The following is a 16,811-nucleotide window of genomic DNA, read 5'->3' on the forward strand; positions in this document are numbered from 1 at the left end:
GAGTCCACCGGGACCGGAGCAATATTGAGGTTGCATCCTCGGTGACTGGGATGGCGACGCCCGAAACCGAAAGGGCTCAGTTCGTGCAGAACCGGCTACGGGGACCGATCGGCGGTCTCCGCATCAACGAGGTGATCGCGGATTGGGTTCGTCGACGCCCCGAGGCGGTCGCGCTGCGCATGGTCCAGACGGACGGCACGGACGTGTGGTCCTACCGGCGGTTGTGGGAACGGGTGAGTCAGATCCGCGACGGTGCCTTCGCCGACCTGCTACCCGGTTCGCGATTGGTGATGGCGCAAGCCGGCGATGGCGACTATGTCGCCGGATTTCTCGCGGCACTTGAGGCCGGACTCATTCCGGTGCCGTTGTATCTGCCCGCTGCCGACGCCCCGGAACGGTTCCTGCGCCGAGCTCACCATATTTTGCAGGACTGCGAACCCGCTGCCGTGTACACCAGCGCCGAACTCGTCGATGTGATCGGACGTGATCCCGCCTTGGGTGGTCTTGCCCTGCGCACGCCGGACTCCGAGGCCCAGGACGCGCAACGGCCGGCGGCCGGTCCTGCGTCGCCCGTCGGGCACATCGCGTTCCTGCAGTACACATCGGGCTCCACCGGAGAACCGAAAGGCATTGTCAACACCCATGAGTCGGTCATGTACCAACGCGTGTGCGGTGATGCGATGTGGAACCGCAATGAGGACATCCACACCGTCAGTTGGCTGCCGCTCTATCACGACATGGGCATCTTCTGGGGCGTGATGCTGGCGCTGACAACCGGCGGCAGTGCCACGCTCATCCCGCCATTCGATTTCGTGCGCAACCCGCGAATCTGGCTGGAAACGGTCGATCGCGTACGCGGGAACTGGATCGCCGGGCCGGACTTCGCTTACCGACTCTGCATCGATGCGTTCGACGACGCGGCGGTGGCCGCTCTGGATCTCTCCTGCCTGCACCTGGCCACCAATGGAGCAGAGCCGGTGCGCCCGACCACGTTGAGCGGTTTCGTGGAGAAATTTCGATCGGCCGGTCTGCGAGACGACGTTCTGGTGCCACAATACGGTCTGGCCGAGGCCGGCCTCGGCGTCGCGGGAACCCTCAAGCCGCGCCGGTGGGTGCAGGCAAGCTTCGATTCCGAGCAGCTCAATCGTGGACGCGCGGTAGAGGTTTCGTCGTCGGCTGAGGCACGGCGCACCCGGACGCTGGTCAGTTGTGGCGACAGCACGCTGGGATGGGACGTGCGGATCGTCGATCCCGAGCGCCGTACGGTCGTCCCCGACGGCGAGGTGGGCGAGATCTGGGTAGGAGGCAGCGGACTTCCGGACGGTTACTGGCGTAGGCCCGAGGCGACGGCCGAGATTTTCGGAGCCACCACCTCCGACGGCGCGGGACCTTATCTGCGAACCGGGGACGCGGGTTTCTTCAGCAGCGGCGAGCTCTACATCTGCGGTCGCTATCGCGATCTGATCATTGTGGGCGGCGGCAACTACTTCCCCAACGACATCGAGTCGACCGTCGAAGAATCGCGCTGCGGAGTGGACAGCGGCGGCGCCTGCGCCGTCCAGCCCGAGGCATCCGACAGCTGGTGGCTGATCGCGGAAACCGCGGATCCCGCCGAAGATCTGGGCGACATCAGTCGGGTGCTGCGACGGCGGATTCTGTCGGCGCATCAGACCGCGCCGGAACGCATCATCTGGGTCCGTCCGCGCGTGCTGCCCAGAACGACGTCCGGGAAAATCAGGCGGCGCAAGGCTCTGGGGATGCTCGAGTCCGGACGATTCGAGGTCGTCTATGAGGCATCGATCGCTTCTGGTCCGTCGCACGCGCGCCCGCCGGCGACCGAGCTGGCCGAGTGCGTTGCGGCCCTGCTCGGCATTCATGTGCATGACCTCGACAGCGACTCCGATCTGATCGCACTGGGCCTGACATCGGTGATGACCGCGCAGGTTGTCGAATGGGCCCTCACGCGGTCACGGCATCTGGACTTCGGTCAGTTGTACGCCGAACCGGCGCTGCGCCACTGGCAGCAGCTCTTCGATGCCGCTCCAATCAGCCAACCGCCCGTCCGGGCCGACGAGGCGTCCGACACCTTCGCAACCACAGCGCTGCAGCGCGCCTATTGGATCGGCCGCAGCACCGAGCAGCCGCTGGGCGGCGTGGGCTGTCAAACCTACTTCGAACTGAGCGGAGCCGCGATCGACCCGGAGCGTCTCAACGCGGCGCTCGACGCGCTGGTGCGTCGACATCCGATGTTGCGCAGCACGTTTCCCGACCCTGAGCGCGCTCACATCGCCCCGGAGAATCTGCATTCTCCGGTGCCGGTGCACGATCTGACCCGCGGTGCCGGCACCGAGCACAGACTTCACCTCGACGAGGTACGCACCAGGCTGCGCACGCACCACTTTGACATCGAAACGGGTGACACGTGGCGAGTCGAACTCACCCGGTTACCTGAGAGTTGCGTCCTGCACTTCGCGATCAACTTGATCATTGCCGACCTGACCAGTATCGGGATCATTCTGAGCGACCTGGCCGCGCTGTACCGGGGCGACGAATTGCCGCCATTGCCAACATACTTGGGCGACCGGGGGAGCGCAGTCCGGTCCGCTTCGGCGCTGCTGACGAGCTCGGTGGAACCGCTCCCCGAATGCCCGCAGCTGCCATGGACCGAAGAGCGCGAGATCGCGTTCCGGCGCCGGCAACACACGCTGAGTACCACCGCGATGGTGAGACTGGACGAAAGCTGCCGGGCGCACGGCGTCACCCGCGCAGCGGCGTTTCTGGCCGCCTACTCTCTGGTGCTGCGGCACTGGAGCAACGCCGAGGATTTTCTGGTCAACGTCACCACGTTCGGGCGCCCGCCCGGCATACCGGATGTGGTCGGCGATTTCACCCGAACCCATCTCTACCGATGCGCGCTGCCGGAGCCGACCACCGTTCTCGATTTGGTCCACGGTGCTCAGCAGGGGCTGCGGTTGGCCCTGGCCGCACCCGAGTCCGCCGAACTGCTCGCGGCTCAGTTGAGAGCCGGTACCGGACACAGCGGTATGGCGCCGGTGGTGTTCACCTATGCGGGGGAGACCACGGTCCTGCCCACGCGGGATGTCGACACTCTCGGTGCCGTCAGTCACGTGTCGTCGATGACTCCGCAGGTGCTGATCGACAACCAGGTGGGGGTCGTGGGCGACAACCTCGTCGTGTCGTGGGATTACCGAGCGGGTTGCTTTCCCGCCGGCGTTGTCACGGACATGTTCGACGCCTACGTCGGTCTGTTGGAAGCTCTCGGCAGCCATGACTGGTCGACTCCGGCGGCCATCGAACTCCCGCACCATTCTCAGCTGGTACGGCAGCGGCGCAATGCCACGACGGCGGCGCGGCCGGCGGGTTTGCTCTTCGATGCGTTTCGCGAACAGGCGCGCAGCGATCCGGCCAAAGTTGCGTTGCGTTGGACGGCAGGCGAATTCGACGATGGAACCTACCGTGACCCTATCGCCAACCTGCAGCCGCAGTTGGCTTACGGTGCGCTCGATGAGCACGCTCGTCGTGTCGCGGGAGTGCTGATTCAACGACACGCCCCTGGTTCGATTGTCGGCATACAGCTGCCCAAGGGGCCCGCCCAGGTGGTGGCCGCACTCGGAGTGTTGATGGCGGGCTGCAGCTACCTCCCGGTCGGAGTCGACCAGCCCGCAGACCGGTTCGCCAGAATCTGCAGCATCTCCGGGATGTCGGGGCTGATTCGCTCGAAAGAGACCCACTGCGGCAGTGTCTCCGCGGCTCTGTTGATCCACGACATCGAGTCGATGATCGAGTGCGTGGCGGCGGAGCCGGTTCGCGTCGATCCGGACGACACGGCCTACGTGATCTACACATCAGGGTCCACCGGTGAACCCAAGGGTGTCCTGATGTCGCATGCGGCGGCATTGAACACCATTGTGGACGTCAACCGCCGCAACGGGATTGGCGCGACTGATGTGGTGCTCGCAGTATCGGCACTGGATTTCGACCTCAGCGTCTACGATATTTTCGGTCCGCTCAGCTGCGGTGCAAGTATGGTGACCATCTCCGAGCAGTCCCGCCGCGACGCGTTCCACTGGGCCACGCTGGTCAACGAATTTGTGGTTACGGTGTGGAATTCGGTTCCCGCACTGCTGGACATGCTGTTGATCGCCGCGGGTCGAGGCCGCGATGTGCTGCCGAGCCTGAGGTCGGTGTTCCTCTCCGGTGACTGGATTCCGTTAGATATGCCGAAGCGGCTGCATCATGCCGCGCCCCGGGCGCGCCTGGTCGCCATGGGCGGTGCTACCGAGGCCGCGATCTGGTCGAACGAGTTCGTGCTACCGCCGGATGCCGATCTCGATCCTGAATGGGTGTCGGTGCCGTACGGATACCCGCTGTGCAACCAGATGTTCCGGGTCGTCGACAACGACGGACGCGACCGACCCGACTATGTGGCGGGTGAGTTGTGGATCGGTGGAGCAGGCGTCGCGCAGGGGTATCACCACGACCCGGAATTGACCGCCGAGCGATTTGTGTTGGACGAGAACGGAATCCGCTGGTATCGAACCGGTGATCTGGGCTGTTACTGGCACGACGGGACCTTGCAGTTCCTGGGCCGGATCGATTCACAGGTCAAGATCGGCGGCCACCGGGTGGAGTGCGGTGAGATCGAGCACGTGCTGCGCGAGCATCCGGTGGTCGAGAACGCGGCAGTGGTGCCGATTCAGGGCAATACGGCGCTGGGAGCCATCCTCGTTGGTGATCTCGGTGTCGCGGAGTTCACCGATGCCGAGGCTGTCGAGTTGCGGGAGTACCTGGCAGAACGTCTGCCGCAGTACATGATTCCGCGAGTGATCATGCCCTGCTCGGAGCTGCCGCTCACGGGGAACGGCAAGATCGATCGCCGCTGGGTGACAACGGAACTGGAGGAGTTTGCCCGCTCGGGTAGGGATCGACAGCCGGCCGCCGACCTCAACGCGGTCGAAAGGTTGGTCGCCCAAGTCTGGTCGGAGGTGCTGGGCACCGCTATCACGAGCCGGACCGACAATTTCTTCGCCCATGGCGGTGACAGTCTGCGTGCGACGCAGGTAGCCGCCCTGCTGAAACGCAAGGGAGTGAAGGGCGCCACCGTAGGGCAGCTGCTCGGTCGTCAGACGCTCGGCGAATTCAGTTCGGTCTGCCTGGTCGGCGCGCAACCGCATGACGGCGAGCCTGCCGGCCCCATGCTGCTCGGGGATGAGGCATTCCCGCTCACCCGGCTGCAGCAAGCGTACGTGCTCGGCAGTGCTGGTCTGCACGGAACCTCTGTTGCGCCAACATCTTTTGCGATCGTTCTGGCCGCCGAGGGGCTCGGCGGCCGTGTCGACCTCGACCGCTTCGGCGACGTAGTCAGTGCCTGTGTGGCGGAGTTCGCGGTATTGCGCTGCGCGCTGGATGACGACACCCATCAGCGTGTGCATAGCGACGCCCCGCCGGTGGCGGTCAACGTCGTCGCCGGCGTCGGCCCCGAGGCCCTGATGGAACACATGGCCGGCGCGGTGTTCGATCCGCGGACGGTGCCGGTTGTGCAGTGTTTCGCGCTGACGGGTTCGTCGCGGTACGTCGGTTTGCTGATCAACTACCTGAGCCTGGACGCCCGCAGCCTGGCGACGGTGCTCGCGACCATCATCGCCGACTACCAGCAGACGCCGCGGCTTCTCGACGTCGATGTCACGGCTGACGTGTTCGCGCGCTTCGCCGCCGAAAGGCAGGGCGGCGACCGGGGGGAGAGCCAGGATTACAGCGTGCCGGCCCCGACGCTGCCGGTGGCGGCCCCGACGCTGCCGGTGGCGGCCCACCCGGCCGGTCCCCCGGCCCGGGTGATCTTCGAGCGGTCGAGTTTCTCTCTGGGGCCCGATGAGGCGAGAGCACTGCGCGATCGCGCAGCGGAACTACGGGCGACACCAACCGCCTTGGTTTTCGAGGCCTTCACCGATGCGCTTGCCTCGATAGGTGCCGGGGAGCGATTCGCGGTCGTAGTCCCCAAGACCCACCGCCCGGCCTACGCACCCGTTGAGCGTGAAGTGCTGGGCAACTTCACCCGACTGGCGCTGTGCGAGGTTGACTACGGCGAGGTTCAGCCGGGCTCGCCGGACGCGGTCACCGCCGCTCAGGCCGAACTGTGGCGCGCGGTCTCCGACGACAGTGACGCGACCGGACTGTTGGCCACGCTGCGGGCCGCCGGGTCGCCGGGCTACCCGGTAGTGTTCACCAGCACGGTTGGTCTCGCCCCGTATTGGACGGCGCAACTGTCGAAGGTCAGCACTTTGACCCAGACTCCCGGAGTGTGGTTGGACTGCCAGGTCGAGGACGACAACGGCGGCATTCGGGTCAGCTGGGACACGGCCCAAGGCATCATCGACGACGAACCACTGACCGCCGCCTTCACGCGGTTCGAACAGGCGGTGTGCCGCTACGCCGGGCGCACGGGCGCGGTGGTGCCCACATCCCGCGGGCGGGACCTGCCCGAGCAGCCTTCTGACGCGGGCTGGGCGAGCGCAGTGATCGCCGCGGCGGCGAACCTGTGCGACCCCGGCCGCGTCCGTCCCGAGTACGTGCCCCTGTTCCGTCGGTGGCAGCAGCGAGGGAACGGTGCGGCGGGCGGTCCGGATACCCAACGCGCGGCGCGCAGACTGGCCGACATCGTCACCGGGGCGGCATCGGCACGCACGCTGGTCGGGGATCCGCAATTAGCGCCGGAAGCGATGCTGCTCGCCGAGGACCGCATGCGGGAAGCGTTCGACGATCTTGCCGAACGGATCTTCACCCACGCCCGCCGGCTGGGACGGCGGCTGCGCATCGCCGAAGTGGGTTCCCGTACCGGCTTGATTTCCCAGCGCATTGCCGAGACGGTCGGCGCGGTGGTCGACGAGTACGTCTGCTTCGAACCCAATGCGGTGCTCGCGGAGATCGCCGCCGGCAGGCACATCGGTGCGCCCACACGACACCTCGCGGCCGCCGAGCAGCTGGCGGCTACGGAAGCCGACGTGGTGATCTGTTGTGGTTCCTTGCATCAGCTGGAAGACGCGGGGCCTGTGCTCGAGGCCCTCACGGTCTCAGATGGCGGGTGGCTCTGGATCGCCGAGAACTGTGAGATCACCGCGGCGACCCTGGCCAGCGCGGCAGTCCTCAACCCCGATCTGCTTGCGCCTGAATCGGACTCACTGTTAGCGGCCGACCAGTGGTGGCGCTTCGTGGCCCAGCACGGTTGGCAACCGGCGCAGATGACGCAGGACGGTCCGGGTCTGATCATCATCGCCCGCCGAGCGGGTGGCACGCCGGTGCGGCGGGCCCCACGCGCCCGCTCCGCACCATCGGCGCCGGTGCCAAATCGTCCGCTCGACGAGGCGGCGCTGGCCATGATTGGCGGTATCTGGCAGCGGCACCTGAACATTCCCATGCCCACCGCTGACGACGACTTCTTCCTGCTTGGCGCCGACAGTCTGGTAGCCACCCGCGTCTATGCCGATCTGCGGGCCGCCGGCTTCACCGGGCTGGCTCTTGTCGACCTGTTCAACTATCCGGTTCTCGGTGAGTTGGCCGCACAAGCCGGCGCCCCGGGTGTACCGCAGCCGGTAGTGAGCGCGGCGCAGGCCCTCGACGACAACGAGTACCCCCTCACTGTCGTCCAGCAGGCGTATCTGGCTGGGCGGGAGGGTGGTTTCCTGCTCAGCGGCGTTGCGGCACACTGCTATTTCGAGTTCGAAGCGACTAGCCTCGACCGACCGAGGTTCGAATCGGCTGTGCGTCAACTTATCTCGTATCACCCCGGATTGCGCACCACCGTGACCGGGGGGCCCTCGGCCCGCCGCGCCGTGGTCCACTCGGCGCCCATCGAACCCGTGATCTCTGACTGTGCCGACGTGCGCGCGCGGATGCGCGACCAGGTCATCGACCTCCTCACGCGACCCGGTATCGATGTCGGGATCGAGACGGCCGAAGACGGCAGGACCACGGTCGGCATCAGCATGGACAACATCATGCTGGACGGCACCAGCATGATGATCGCCCTCGGGCAACTCGACTACCTCTACCGCAACGGAAGTCCTGACGAACTGCCCACGTTGCGCACCTCTTTCGCGCGGTATGTCGGTAGCCACCCCGAATTGTGGCCGGACGCGGACGAGTCGGAGCTGCCCGCGCTGGCGGCCAGCCGCGACTACTGGCGCTCGCGCCTGCCGTCGCTGCCGCGCGCGCCGGAACTGGCCGACATGGGGCTGCTCCTCGACATCGACAAGCCGACGTTCGAGCGGGCAACCGCCGTTGTTCCGCAGGATGATTGGCAGAGGATCACCCGGCGGTGCCGCTCGGAGCGTGTCACGGCGGCGTCGTTCCTGCTGGCCCACTACGCGCGAGTGCTGGCGCAGTGGGCCGGCGCCACGCATTTCTGCGTCAACGTCACCCTCTTCGACCGCGATCCCGACGTTCCCGGAATCGCAGACGTGATAGGCGATTTCACCTCCCTGCTGTTGCTGGAGTGCCGTATCGATCCGGGCGTGTCGATATGGGAACAGGCCCGCCGCCTGCAGCGGCAACTGCTGACCGACCTTCCGCATCGTTCCGCAGACGCGGTCTGGCTGCAGCGCGAGTTGCTGCGTCACCACGGCATACCGGGACAAGCGGTGTATCCCGTGGTATTCACCAGCGGACTCGGCTTGGTGGATACGTCGAGCCGGTCATCATTCGAGTTCGGTGAGTTGGTCTATGGCCTCTCGCAAACCCCGCAGACGGTGCTGGACTTCCAGATGTGGGAGCGCTCCGGCGCGCTGGCTCTCTCGTGGGACTTTGTTACGCAAGCGATTTCGACGACCGACGCTCGGCGTTACCTCGATCTGATGGTCGAAGGCCTGGTGAGCGCCCTGGCTGTGCCTGCCTCCGCAGCTCAATCGCCCGGAACCGGGGATGAGTTCGTCGATCGGGTCTTGCGAGTGTGTGCCGGCGCGCTGGGTCTGCCCAGGGTCGAACCGGGCGACAACTTCTTTCTGCTGGGTGGCGATTCGGCTACTGCTACCAGAGTGGTGGAGCAACTCAGCCGGGAGGTATCGGCCACTGCGACACTGCGACTGTTGTTCGAGCGCCCGGTACTCGGCGAGTTCGCCGCCGCACTCGCGACCGCGGCCACCGTGAGCGAGGGTGATCAGGCGCCCGGCGACGACGTCGACTTCGAAGAGGGTGTGTTATGAGTGCGGCGGACCTGATCGCCCACATGCGACGCATCGGGGTGCGCCTCTGGGTGGACGGCGAGAACCTGCGCTTCCGGGCGCCGCAGGGCGTACTCGATGCGGCACTCAAAGCCCAGTTATCCGCCGCCAAAACAGATCTCATCGCGGAGCTGACCCGCGAGGCGCAGCTGGTGCGGGCGCCGCAGGACCGCTTCGAGCCTTTCCCTCTGACCGACGTGCAGGCGGCGTATTCGCTGGGACGCACCTCGGCATTTCGCTGGGGCGGCGTCGGCTGCCACGGCTATGCGGAGTTCGCCGTCGATCACGGCATCGCGAGGCCGGGCGCACAAGCGTATCGGTCGGCCTGGCGGAAGGTCGTGGACACCCACGACATGTTGCGCTGCGTGGTGCATCCAGACGGATACCAGGTCATCTGCCCCGATCTTCCGGATGGCCTGGCGGTCCACGAGAGCCCCGACGAGCAGCAGATAGCCGTTGTGCGCGCCCGGACCTCCGAGGAACTTCGCAATCGCACCTACCCACTCGGTGAGGGCCCGATGTATGACATCGTGGTCACCATCGGTCCGCACGACAGCGTGGTGCACGTGTCGGTGGATCTGCTGATCGCCGATTTCGTCAGCATCTTCATCCTCATGACGGACTTTGGGCAGTGCCTGCTGGACCCCGAATACGCGCCCCCGCCAGTTGATTTCAGCTTTCGTGACTACCTGCTGAACGTCACTCGGCACCGTGACTCGGTCGCGGGATCGACGCGCCGGCAACGAGACCTGGACTATTGGCAGGCCCGACTCGAGCAGCTTCCGCCGCCGATTTCGCTGCCGATCCCGCCGGCGGACGCCGGCTCCGCGGAAACGCTCGCGCCCACCTTCACACGGCGCGCGATTCGGCTGTCGGCTGAGCAGTTCGCCGCTTTCACTCGCCACGCAACCGCCCGTGGCGCCACGGCGAGCGTGGCGATGACGACGGCGTTCAGCACCGTGCTGGGCCGTTACGGCGACCGTGACCACTTCCTGCTGACGCTGACCACGATGGCCCGGTACCCGTTCGCTGCATCGGTGGGTCGGCTGGTCGGTGACTTCACCGGTACCAGTGCTCTGGAAGTCGACGTGCGTGGGCAGCGCACCTTCGGTGAGTTGCTGCGGAGGATCGGGGCGCGACTGTTCGAGGACATGGACCACGCCGGCGTCAGCGGCGTGGAGGTGGCCCGCATGCTTGCCCGCAGCGATGAGAACCGGGGTGAGCACTCACCGGTGGTGCTGACGTCGACCCTGGGTGCTGCGGCCCAGCAGGACCTCGGAGCCAACGCATCCTTCCTGCGACCGATACCGGGCCGCGGGCTGAGCCAGACACCTCAGGTGTTGCTGGACTGCCAGATTTTCGAGATCGACGGCGGCTGTGAGATCAACTGGGACAGCCGCGACGGGGGAATAAGCGACGAGGTGCTCGACCGAGCCTTCGCCGATTTTCGGGATGTGCTGCAGACGTTGAGCGCGGACGCCGGTGCCTGGGATCGCCCCGTACTGCCGGCCGTGGCACCCGAATCAGCGTCGATGCCTGAGCCTGACGACGCGGCGTTGCTCCATGCCGGCTTTCTGCGCCACGCGGCGCAGACGCCGGACGCGGTGGCTATCCGGCACGGCGACGAGGCTACCACGTACGGCCAGTTGCTGGCCGCCGCCCGTGCGGTCGCAGCGCAGCTGTCCGATGTCGGCGTCGGGGATTACGTCGGGATCCGCCTGCCGGAAGGGCGGCGTCAGGTGGCGGCCATCCTCGGCACCGTGCTGGCCGGCGCGGCCTACGTGCCGCTCGACGTGATGTGGCCGGATCACCGGATCGCGCAGATCGCCGAGCAATGTTCGCTGGCCGCATTGTGTCAGCCGGGCGGGCCCATCGACGAGATGCTTGCAGATCCGGCGACGTGGTCGCCCCGGGCCGCCGATGAGCCGCAGCCCACGGCCCCGTCGTCGGATGACACGGCCTATGTGATCTTCACATCGGGCTCGACCGGAACTCCCAAGGGAGTCATGGTGAGTCACCGTGCCGCGGTGAACACGGTCGACGATGTGAACGATCGCCTCGGTATCGGTGCGAGTGACTCGGTGATGGCCGTGTCGCAGCACACTTTCGATCTGTCGGTGTACAACATCTTCGGCTTACTGGCCGTCGGCGGTGCCGTCGTGTTTGCCGCAGGCAGCGAGCGCAACAATCCGCTGTCCTGGCTGGACGCAATGGTCACCCACGGCGTCACTGTCTGGAATTCGGTCCCAGCGCAGATGCAACTGCTGCTGGACCAGGCTGAGGGAAGGCAGACGCTGCCCGCGCTGCGGCGGATCATGTTGTCCGGTGACTGGATTCCGGTGACCCAACCCAGGCAGATCGCCGCCTTCGCGCCGGGAGCTTCGATGTTGAGCCTCGGTGGTGCCACCGAGGCAGCCATCTGGTCGATCTGCCACCAATTGGACAGCCGCCGGTATGCGCGCAGCGTCCCGTACGGCACGGCCATGCGCAATCAGAGCGTGCATGTCCTGACCCACCGTGGCGAACCGGCGGCCACGTGGCAGGTCGGTGAGATCCACATCGGGGGAGTGGGCCTTGCCCAGGGGTATCTCGGCGACCCCGCCCGTACCGCGGCGGCGTTCATCACCCATCCCGTATCCGGTGCCCGCCTGTACCGGACCGGCGATTACGGCCGAGTCACCGACGAGGGTGTGATCGAACTGCTCGGCCGCCGGGACAACCAGGTCAAGATCCGGGGCCACCGCATCGAATTGGCGGAAGTGGACGCGGCACTGTCGGACCTGCCCGGTGTACACGCCGCGGTGAGTGCTGCTGTCGGCGGCGCACCCCATGACCGGATCCTGGCCGCCGCGGTGGTCCCCGATGCCGCAGGTCCCGACGAGCTCACCGAGCGGCGTTGCGCCGCAGATGAAGTGCTCCGCGATCTGAACAAGGTCCACCGGCACCAGACCGAGGGTCTGGAAATCGAGAAGCTGCTCGCCTTCGGTACCGCAGCGCGCGAGGCCGCGCTGTCGAGCATGTGCGCGGCGCTGGGCTCGGCGGTACCTCCTGGTGAGCGCGTCACGGTGAGTGAACTGGCCCAGCGTTTGTCGCTGCCCGAACGTCTGCAGCGCCTGCTCCGGCGCTGGCTCGACGCGCTGGTTGATGACGGCCGAGTGACAATGCACACCGGATCGCACCTGGAAATTGTTGAGAAATCCGAACTTTCCGATTGTGAAGCGCAGTGGCAGCGGGTACGCGAGTTAGGAGCGGAGGTCGACTACGGCGACGACCTGCTGGCCTATGTGGGCGAATGCATCCACCATCTGCCCGGATTGTTGTCAGGCACCGTCGATCCCCTGCAGTTGCTCTTTCCCGAGGGCACCGTCGACACCGCGACGGCTGCCTACCGGGACAACCTGGTCAGCAGATACACCAATCAACTCGTGGTGTCCGGCCTTACCGCGCGTGCCGCCCGCAACAGTCAGGCGACTCCGCGGCGGCCCCTGCGCGTCCTGGAGGTGGGCGCCGGGGTGGGCGGCACCAGCGCGGGGCTCATCACCGCGCTTGCGCCCTATCCCGTGCACTACGTCTTCACCGACGTGTCGAACTTCTTCCTGGCCCGGGCCCGAAACCTGTTCGCGGAGCACGATTTTATCGACTATCGACTCTTCGACATCAATCGGCAGGCTGCGGTGCAGGGTTTCGCCCCCGCCTCGTTCGACGTCATCGTCTGCGCCAACGTGTTGCACAATGCGGTGAACATCGACGATGCGCTCGGCGCGTTGCACCGACTGCTGGCACCCGGCGGGTCATTGGTCTTTATCGACGCCACAGCGGTCAATCACCCGCTGATGATTTCGATGGAGTTCAAGGAAGGGCTGCACGGCTTTTCCGATGCCCGGGCGGGAACGAACTCGGCATTTCTCAGCTACGCACAGTGGGAGGATGCGCTGCAGCGGTCACCGTTCGGTGCGGTCCACAGTTTCCCGCCGTCCGATCATCCTTTGGCGTTGCTCGGCCAGCACGTGTTCTGGTGTGATTCAGCGTCCGGGGCCCGCGTCTTAGTGCCCACGGAGTTGATCGAGGGTGCCCGACGGCTGCTGCCGAGCTATATGGTTCCGCAGCAACTGATCTCGCTGCCCACGCTGCCGATCACGGCCAACGGCAAGATCGACCGGGCTGCGGTGACCGCAGAACTGCAGGCGCTCCGCTTCGCTGCCCGCGCGGGCGGCAGCGCCGTGGGTGGGCAGCAGCTGAACCTGGACGAGATGCAAGCCCGCATTGCCCAGATCTGGTCGTCGGTACTGGGAGTGGACGTCAGTCAGATGTCGCCCCGCTCGGACTTCTTCGCCCTGGGGGGAGATTCGCTGCTGATGGCTCAAGCGATCGGCAGAATCCGTCGCGAGATCACCGAAGCCGCCGGCCTGGCCTGGGACGATCTGCTGCGCGCGATGGTGTCCAATCCCACCCTGGGTGCGGCGGCCGACGCGGTGCAGCGGCCCGGCACGTCTTCGGCGCCGGACGGGGCGGACCCGGCGGCCGGCGGTGCCGGCTCACCGCTGGTGTACCTCGGTGCGGGACAAGGCTTTACCCCGGAGACCGAGATCGCGGTCTGTGTGCACGACGGAAGCGGCGGATTGACCCCCTACGACCACCTGACACCGCACCTGCTGGCCGCGGGTGACCGGGTGCCGGATCTGTACGGACTGCGCAGGGTCCCGGGCGACGGCTACTCGACCATTGAGCCCGTGGCATTGTTCACCACCCTGGCGGCCCGTTATAGCGAACCGATCATCGCGCTGGCGCCCAGGAAAGTTCACCTGCTCGGCTACTGCATGGGTGGATTACTGGCCGCCGAGATGGCCAAGCGCCTGGAGGAGGCAGGCGTCGCCGTCGGCACCGTGACGGTCGTCAGTTCCTACCGGGTGCCCATTGATGTGCAGGACGACGACGTTCTCGACTACTGCTTCGCGCAGATTCTGGGTGTGGCGCCGGCGAGCCTCGGCATGGAGGTCGACAACGAAGCCGTGCGCGGCGCTTTCAGTCGGGCGCGGGCGCGGTATGTCGATGTCATTCCGCCCGGTGCCCTGCGCAGCGTCGCCGAACCCGTGCTGTCCGCGTGCCTGCAGCGGAGCGTGGAACCGGGGGAGCCGCGGCTGAAGCGCCTTGCGGACTCCGGGGCGCTGGGGCAGGCGTGGGACGTCGAATCACTGGCTGAGCTGCGAAGCATCTTCGTCCACAGCCTGCGGGCGGTGGTGCATGGCGCCGCGGACCCGTTTCTGGGCGACATCCACTTTCTGCGTCAACGGGGAGATATCCACTTCCTGCCGACGCTGCAGGAAGACATGACCGCATTCTGGGCCGATTACTGCCTGGGAGAGTTGACGATAACCGATATCGACGGCACGCATTTCGATTGTCTGGTCGGCGAGAATGCGCAATCTGTCGCGAAGCTGCTGGTCGATTCCTGGGCCGGCGGCACGTGAAGGCGTTGTTGTTCGGTGCCACCGGCGCTGTCGGGACGAGCTGCCTCGACATTCTGACGCGACAGGACGATGTGGCGGTGACGCTCGGCGGGCGCGACGAGGTGCGGCTGCGCGATCTCGCCGCGTCCATCCCGTCGGCGCACCGGGTTGACGTCATTCGACTGGATGTCACCGACACCGCGGCCGTTGCCGCCGCGGCACGGACCCGCGACGTGGTGATCAACTGCGCGGGACCCTCACAGCGATTCAGCGCGGCGGTCGCGGGTGCGGTCATTGGCGCCGGAGTGCCCTACGTCGACCCGGGCGGTGACCACGCGTTAATTGTCCGTATCGCGGAGTCCGAGCCCGCTGTGCCGGTATTGCTGCAGGCCGGTGTTCAGCCTGGTCTTTCCGGCCTGGTGCTACGGCTGCTTGACACGCACCGGCCGGACGAGTGCGCCGGCATCACCGTGTGGTGTGGCGGGTTGCAGCCACTGACGCCGGCATCGGTGCTGGAATACCTTGCCAGTCTCGGCGATTCGTTCAGTCACCCGAATTGCGCACTGCGCGGCGGGGTAGTAGAGCGGGTTGGCCGGGCTGAACTGATCGCTGCCCCGGCGCCGCATTTCTCCGCCTCGGCGACGGTGCGCCCACACCTTGATGCCGAGACTGTGGCTGTTGCCGAACAGCTCGGCATCGGTGATGTGTTGTGGCTGAATGTGTTCGACGGCACGCACACCACCCGGGCAATGCAGCTGCTGGCGCTCGACGACCAGCGCGGCGCGGATCTCGACGGTGTGCTGGCGGCCGCCAAACTGGATCTGTTCGGTCGGCAGCCCTATTTCGCCGTAGTCGGCAACACGGGAAAGACCACCGTCGCCGTCACATGCCCGGACAGCTATCGCGTCACCGGGGCGTTGACGGCCTTCGCCGCCCGGGACGTCACCGGCATGACGGCCGGTGTCCGGCCGTTCTGCAGCATCGAGCAACCGCAGCGGGTGCTCGACTTCTTGACCGAAGCTGTACCCGGGGTCGAGATAGCCTGTGTCGACGATTCGGTGCCACCCCTGATCGAGGAAGGCTTGCTGTGACCGAAAGACGGCGACCTCGGGCCGTCGTGGTGGGAGCGACGTTCGGTGCGATCTACGCCGAGGCTCTAGCCACCGCCGATTCGCCTGTTGAGTTGATCGCGGTGGTCTCCACCGGATCGCCGGCCTCGGCGGCACTGGCCGGGAACCTCGGCGTAGCGCTCTGCACCGACGTGGCGGATCTGCCGGATGCGGACATCGCCTTCGTGGTGGTGCGCTCGGGCGTGGTGGGCGGAGACGGCGTGCAGATCAGCGAACAACTTCTGGCCCGTGGCGTACACGTGATGCAGGAACAGCCCGTGCATGCCGACGAAATCCTCTCCCTGTTGCGGGTTGCGAAATCGAATTCTGTGCACTACGCGGTCAACGACTTTTATGGCCACCTGGCGCCGGTACGCCAATTTGTCAATGCCGCAAAGGCTCTCGATAGGCTCTCGCCGATCCGTTACGTACACGCGCGATCGTCGATCCACGTCGCCTATCCCTTGTTCACCATCCTCAGCATGGTCATCGGCCCGCTGACGCCGGCCAGAATGGCCTTCCCGGGCGAGCGCAGTGCCGGTCCTTTTGTGTCCGGACGCCTCATCCTCGGCGACGTTAGCGTGGACCTGCTGATACAGAACGAACTGTGTCCCACTGACCCCGACAACCACGCCCGGCTGATGCACGCCATCACCGTCGGATCTGACGCCGGCGAACTGGTTCTGACTCACACCCACGGCTCGACCCGGTGGCACCCGCGTCCCCGTGCCGAAGCTGCAACCGCGGACTCACCCGTCAGCGAGTTGGTCGGCGTCGATTTCGAGCCCACCGCGGCGCAAATTCGAAACGACATGTGGCCGGCTGCAATTCGGTTGGCGGCAGCTGATTTCCTCGAACTGATCGACCGTTCAACCGTCCCGGTCACGCAAAGGTTCGTGAGAGCGGTCCGGTTGTGGTCGGATTTCACTTCGGCGATGGGGCCGGCGACCCGGATCGATCCACAAGAGCCGAAGTATGTCTCCGCTCACGAATTGACCTAGCCCGACCTCGCACGCTCGCGG

At 66.2% G+C, this 16,811-nt stretch carries 4 protein-coding genes; all 4 read left to right on the top strand.

What is annotated here, in order from left to right; genetic code table 11:
• The first annotated feature begins 50 nt into the window (after positions 1 to 50).
• Genes QXH22_RS15610 through QXH22_RS15625 form a run of 4 tightly spaced genes read left to right on the top strand, consistent with a single transcriptional unit; the run spans position 51 to position 16,790 of the window.
• A complete protein-coding gene (locus QXH22_RS15610; RefSeq protein ID WP_306276232.1) occupies positions 51 to 9,215 on the top strand; it encodes a non-ribosomal peptide synthetase in 9,165 nt (3,054 codons plus the stop codon).
• The gene (locus tag QXH22_RS15615; RefSeq protein WP_306276233.1) at positions 9,212 to 14,701 is read left to right on the top strand and encodes a non-ribosomal peptide synthetase; all 5,490 of its coding nucleotides are present in this window, start codon (positions 9,212 to 9,214) and stop codon (positions 14,699 to 14,701) included. The genes QXH22_RS15610 and QXH22_RS15615 overlap by 4 nt, the downstream gene beginning before the upstream one ends.
• On the top strand, positions 14,698 to 15,771 hold the full coding sequence (locus QXH22_RS15620) for a saccharopine dehydrogenase NADP-binding domain-containing protein (protein ID WP_306276234.1): 1,074 nt from the start codon (positions 14,698 to 14,700) through the stop codon (positions 15,769 to 15,771). Before QXH22_RS15615 ends, QXH22_RS15620 begins: the two co-directional genes overlap by 4 nt.
• Positions 15,768 to 16,790, top strand: coding sequence for a Gfo/Idh/MocA family oxidoreductase (locus QXH22_RS15625; RefSeq protein ID WP_306276235.1), 1,023 nt, complete (start codon positions 15,768 to 15,770; stop codon positions 16,788 to 16,790). Before QXH22_RS15620 ends, QXH22_RS15625 begins: the two co-directional genes overlap by 4 nt.
• Positions 16,791 to 16,811: the final 21 nt, after the last annotated feature.

The sequence above is a fragment of the Mycobacterium sp. TY814 genome (assembly GCF_030755175.1).
GTDB lineage: Bacteria > Actinomycetota > Actinomycetes > Mycobacteriales > Mycobacteriaceae > Mycobacterium.

Coding starts and splice junctions, on each gene's coding strand:
- QXH22_RS15610 (WP_306276232.1), top strand. CDS start 51: ATGGCGACGCCCGAAACCGAAAGGGCTCAGTTCGTGCAGAACCGGCTA.
- QXH22_RS15615 (WP_306276233.1), top strand. CDS start 9,212: ATGAGTGCGGCGGACCTGATCGCCCACATGCGACGCATCGGGGTGCGC.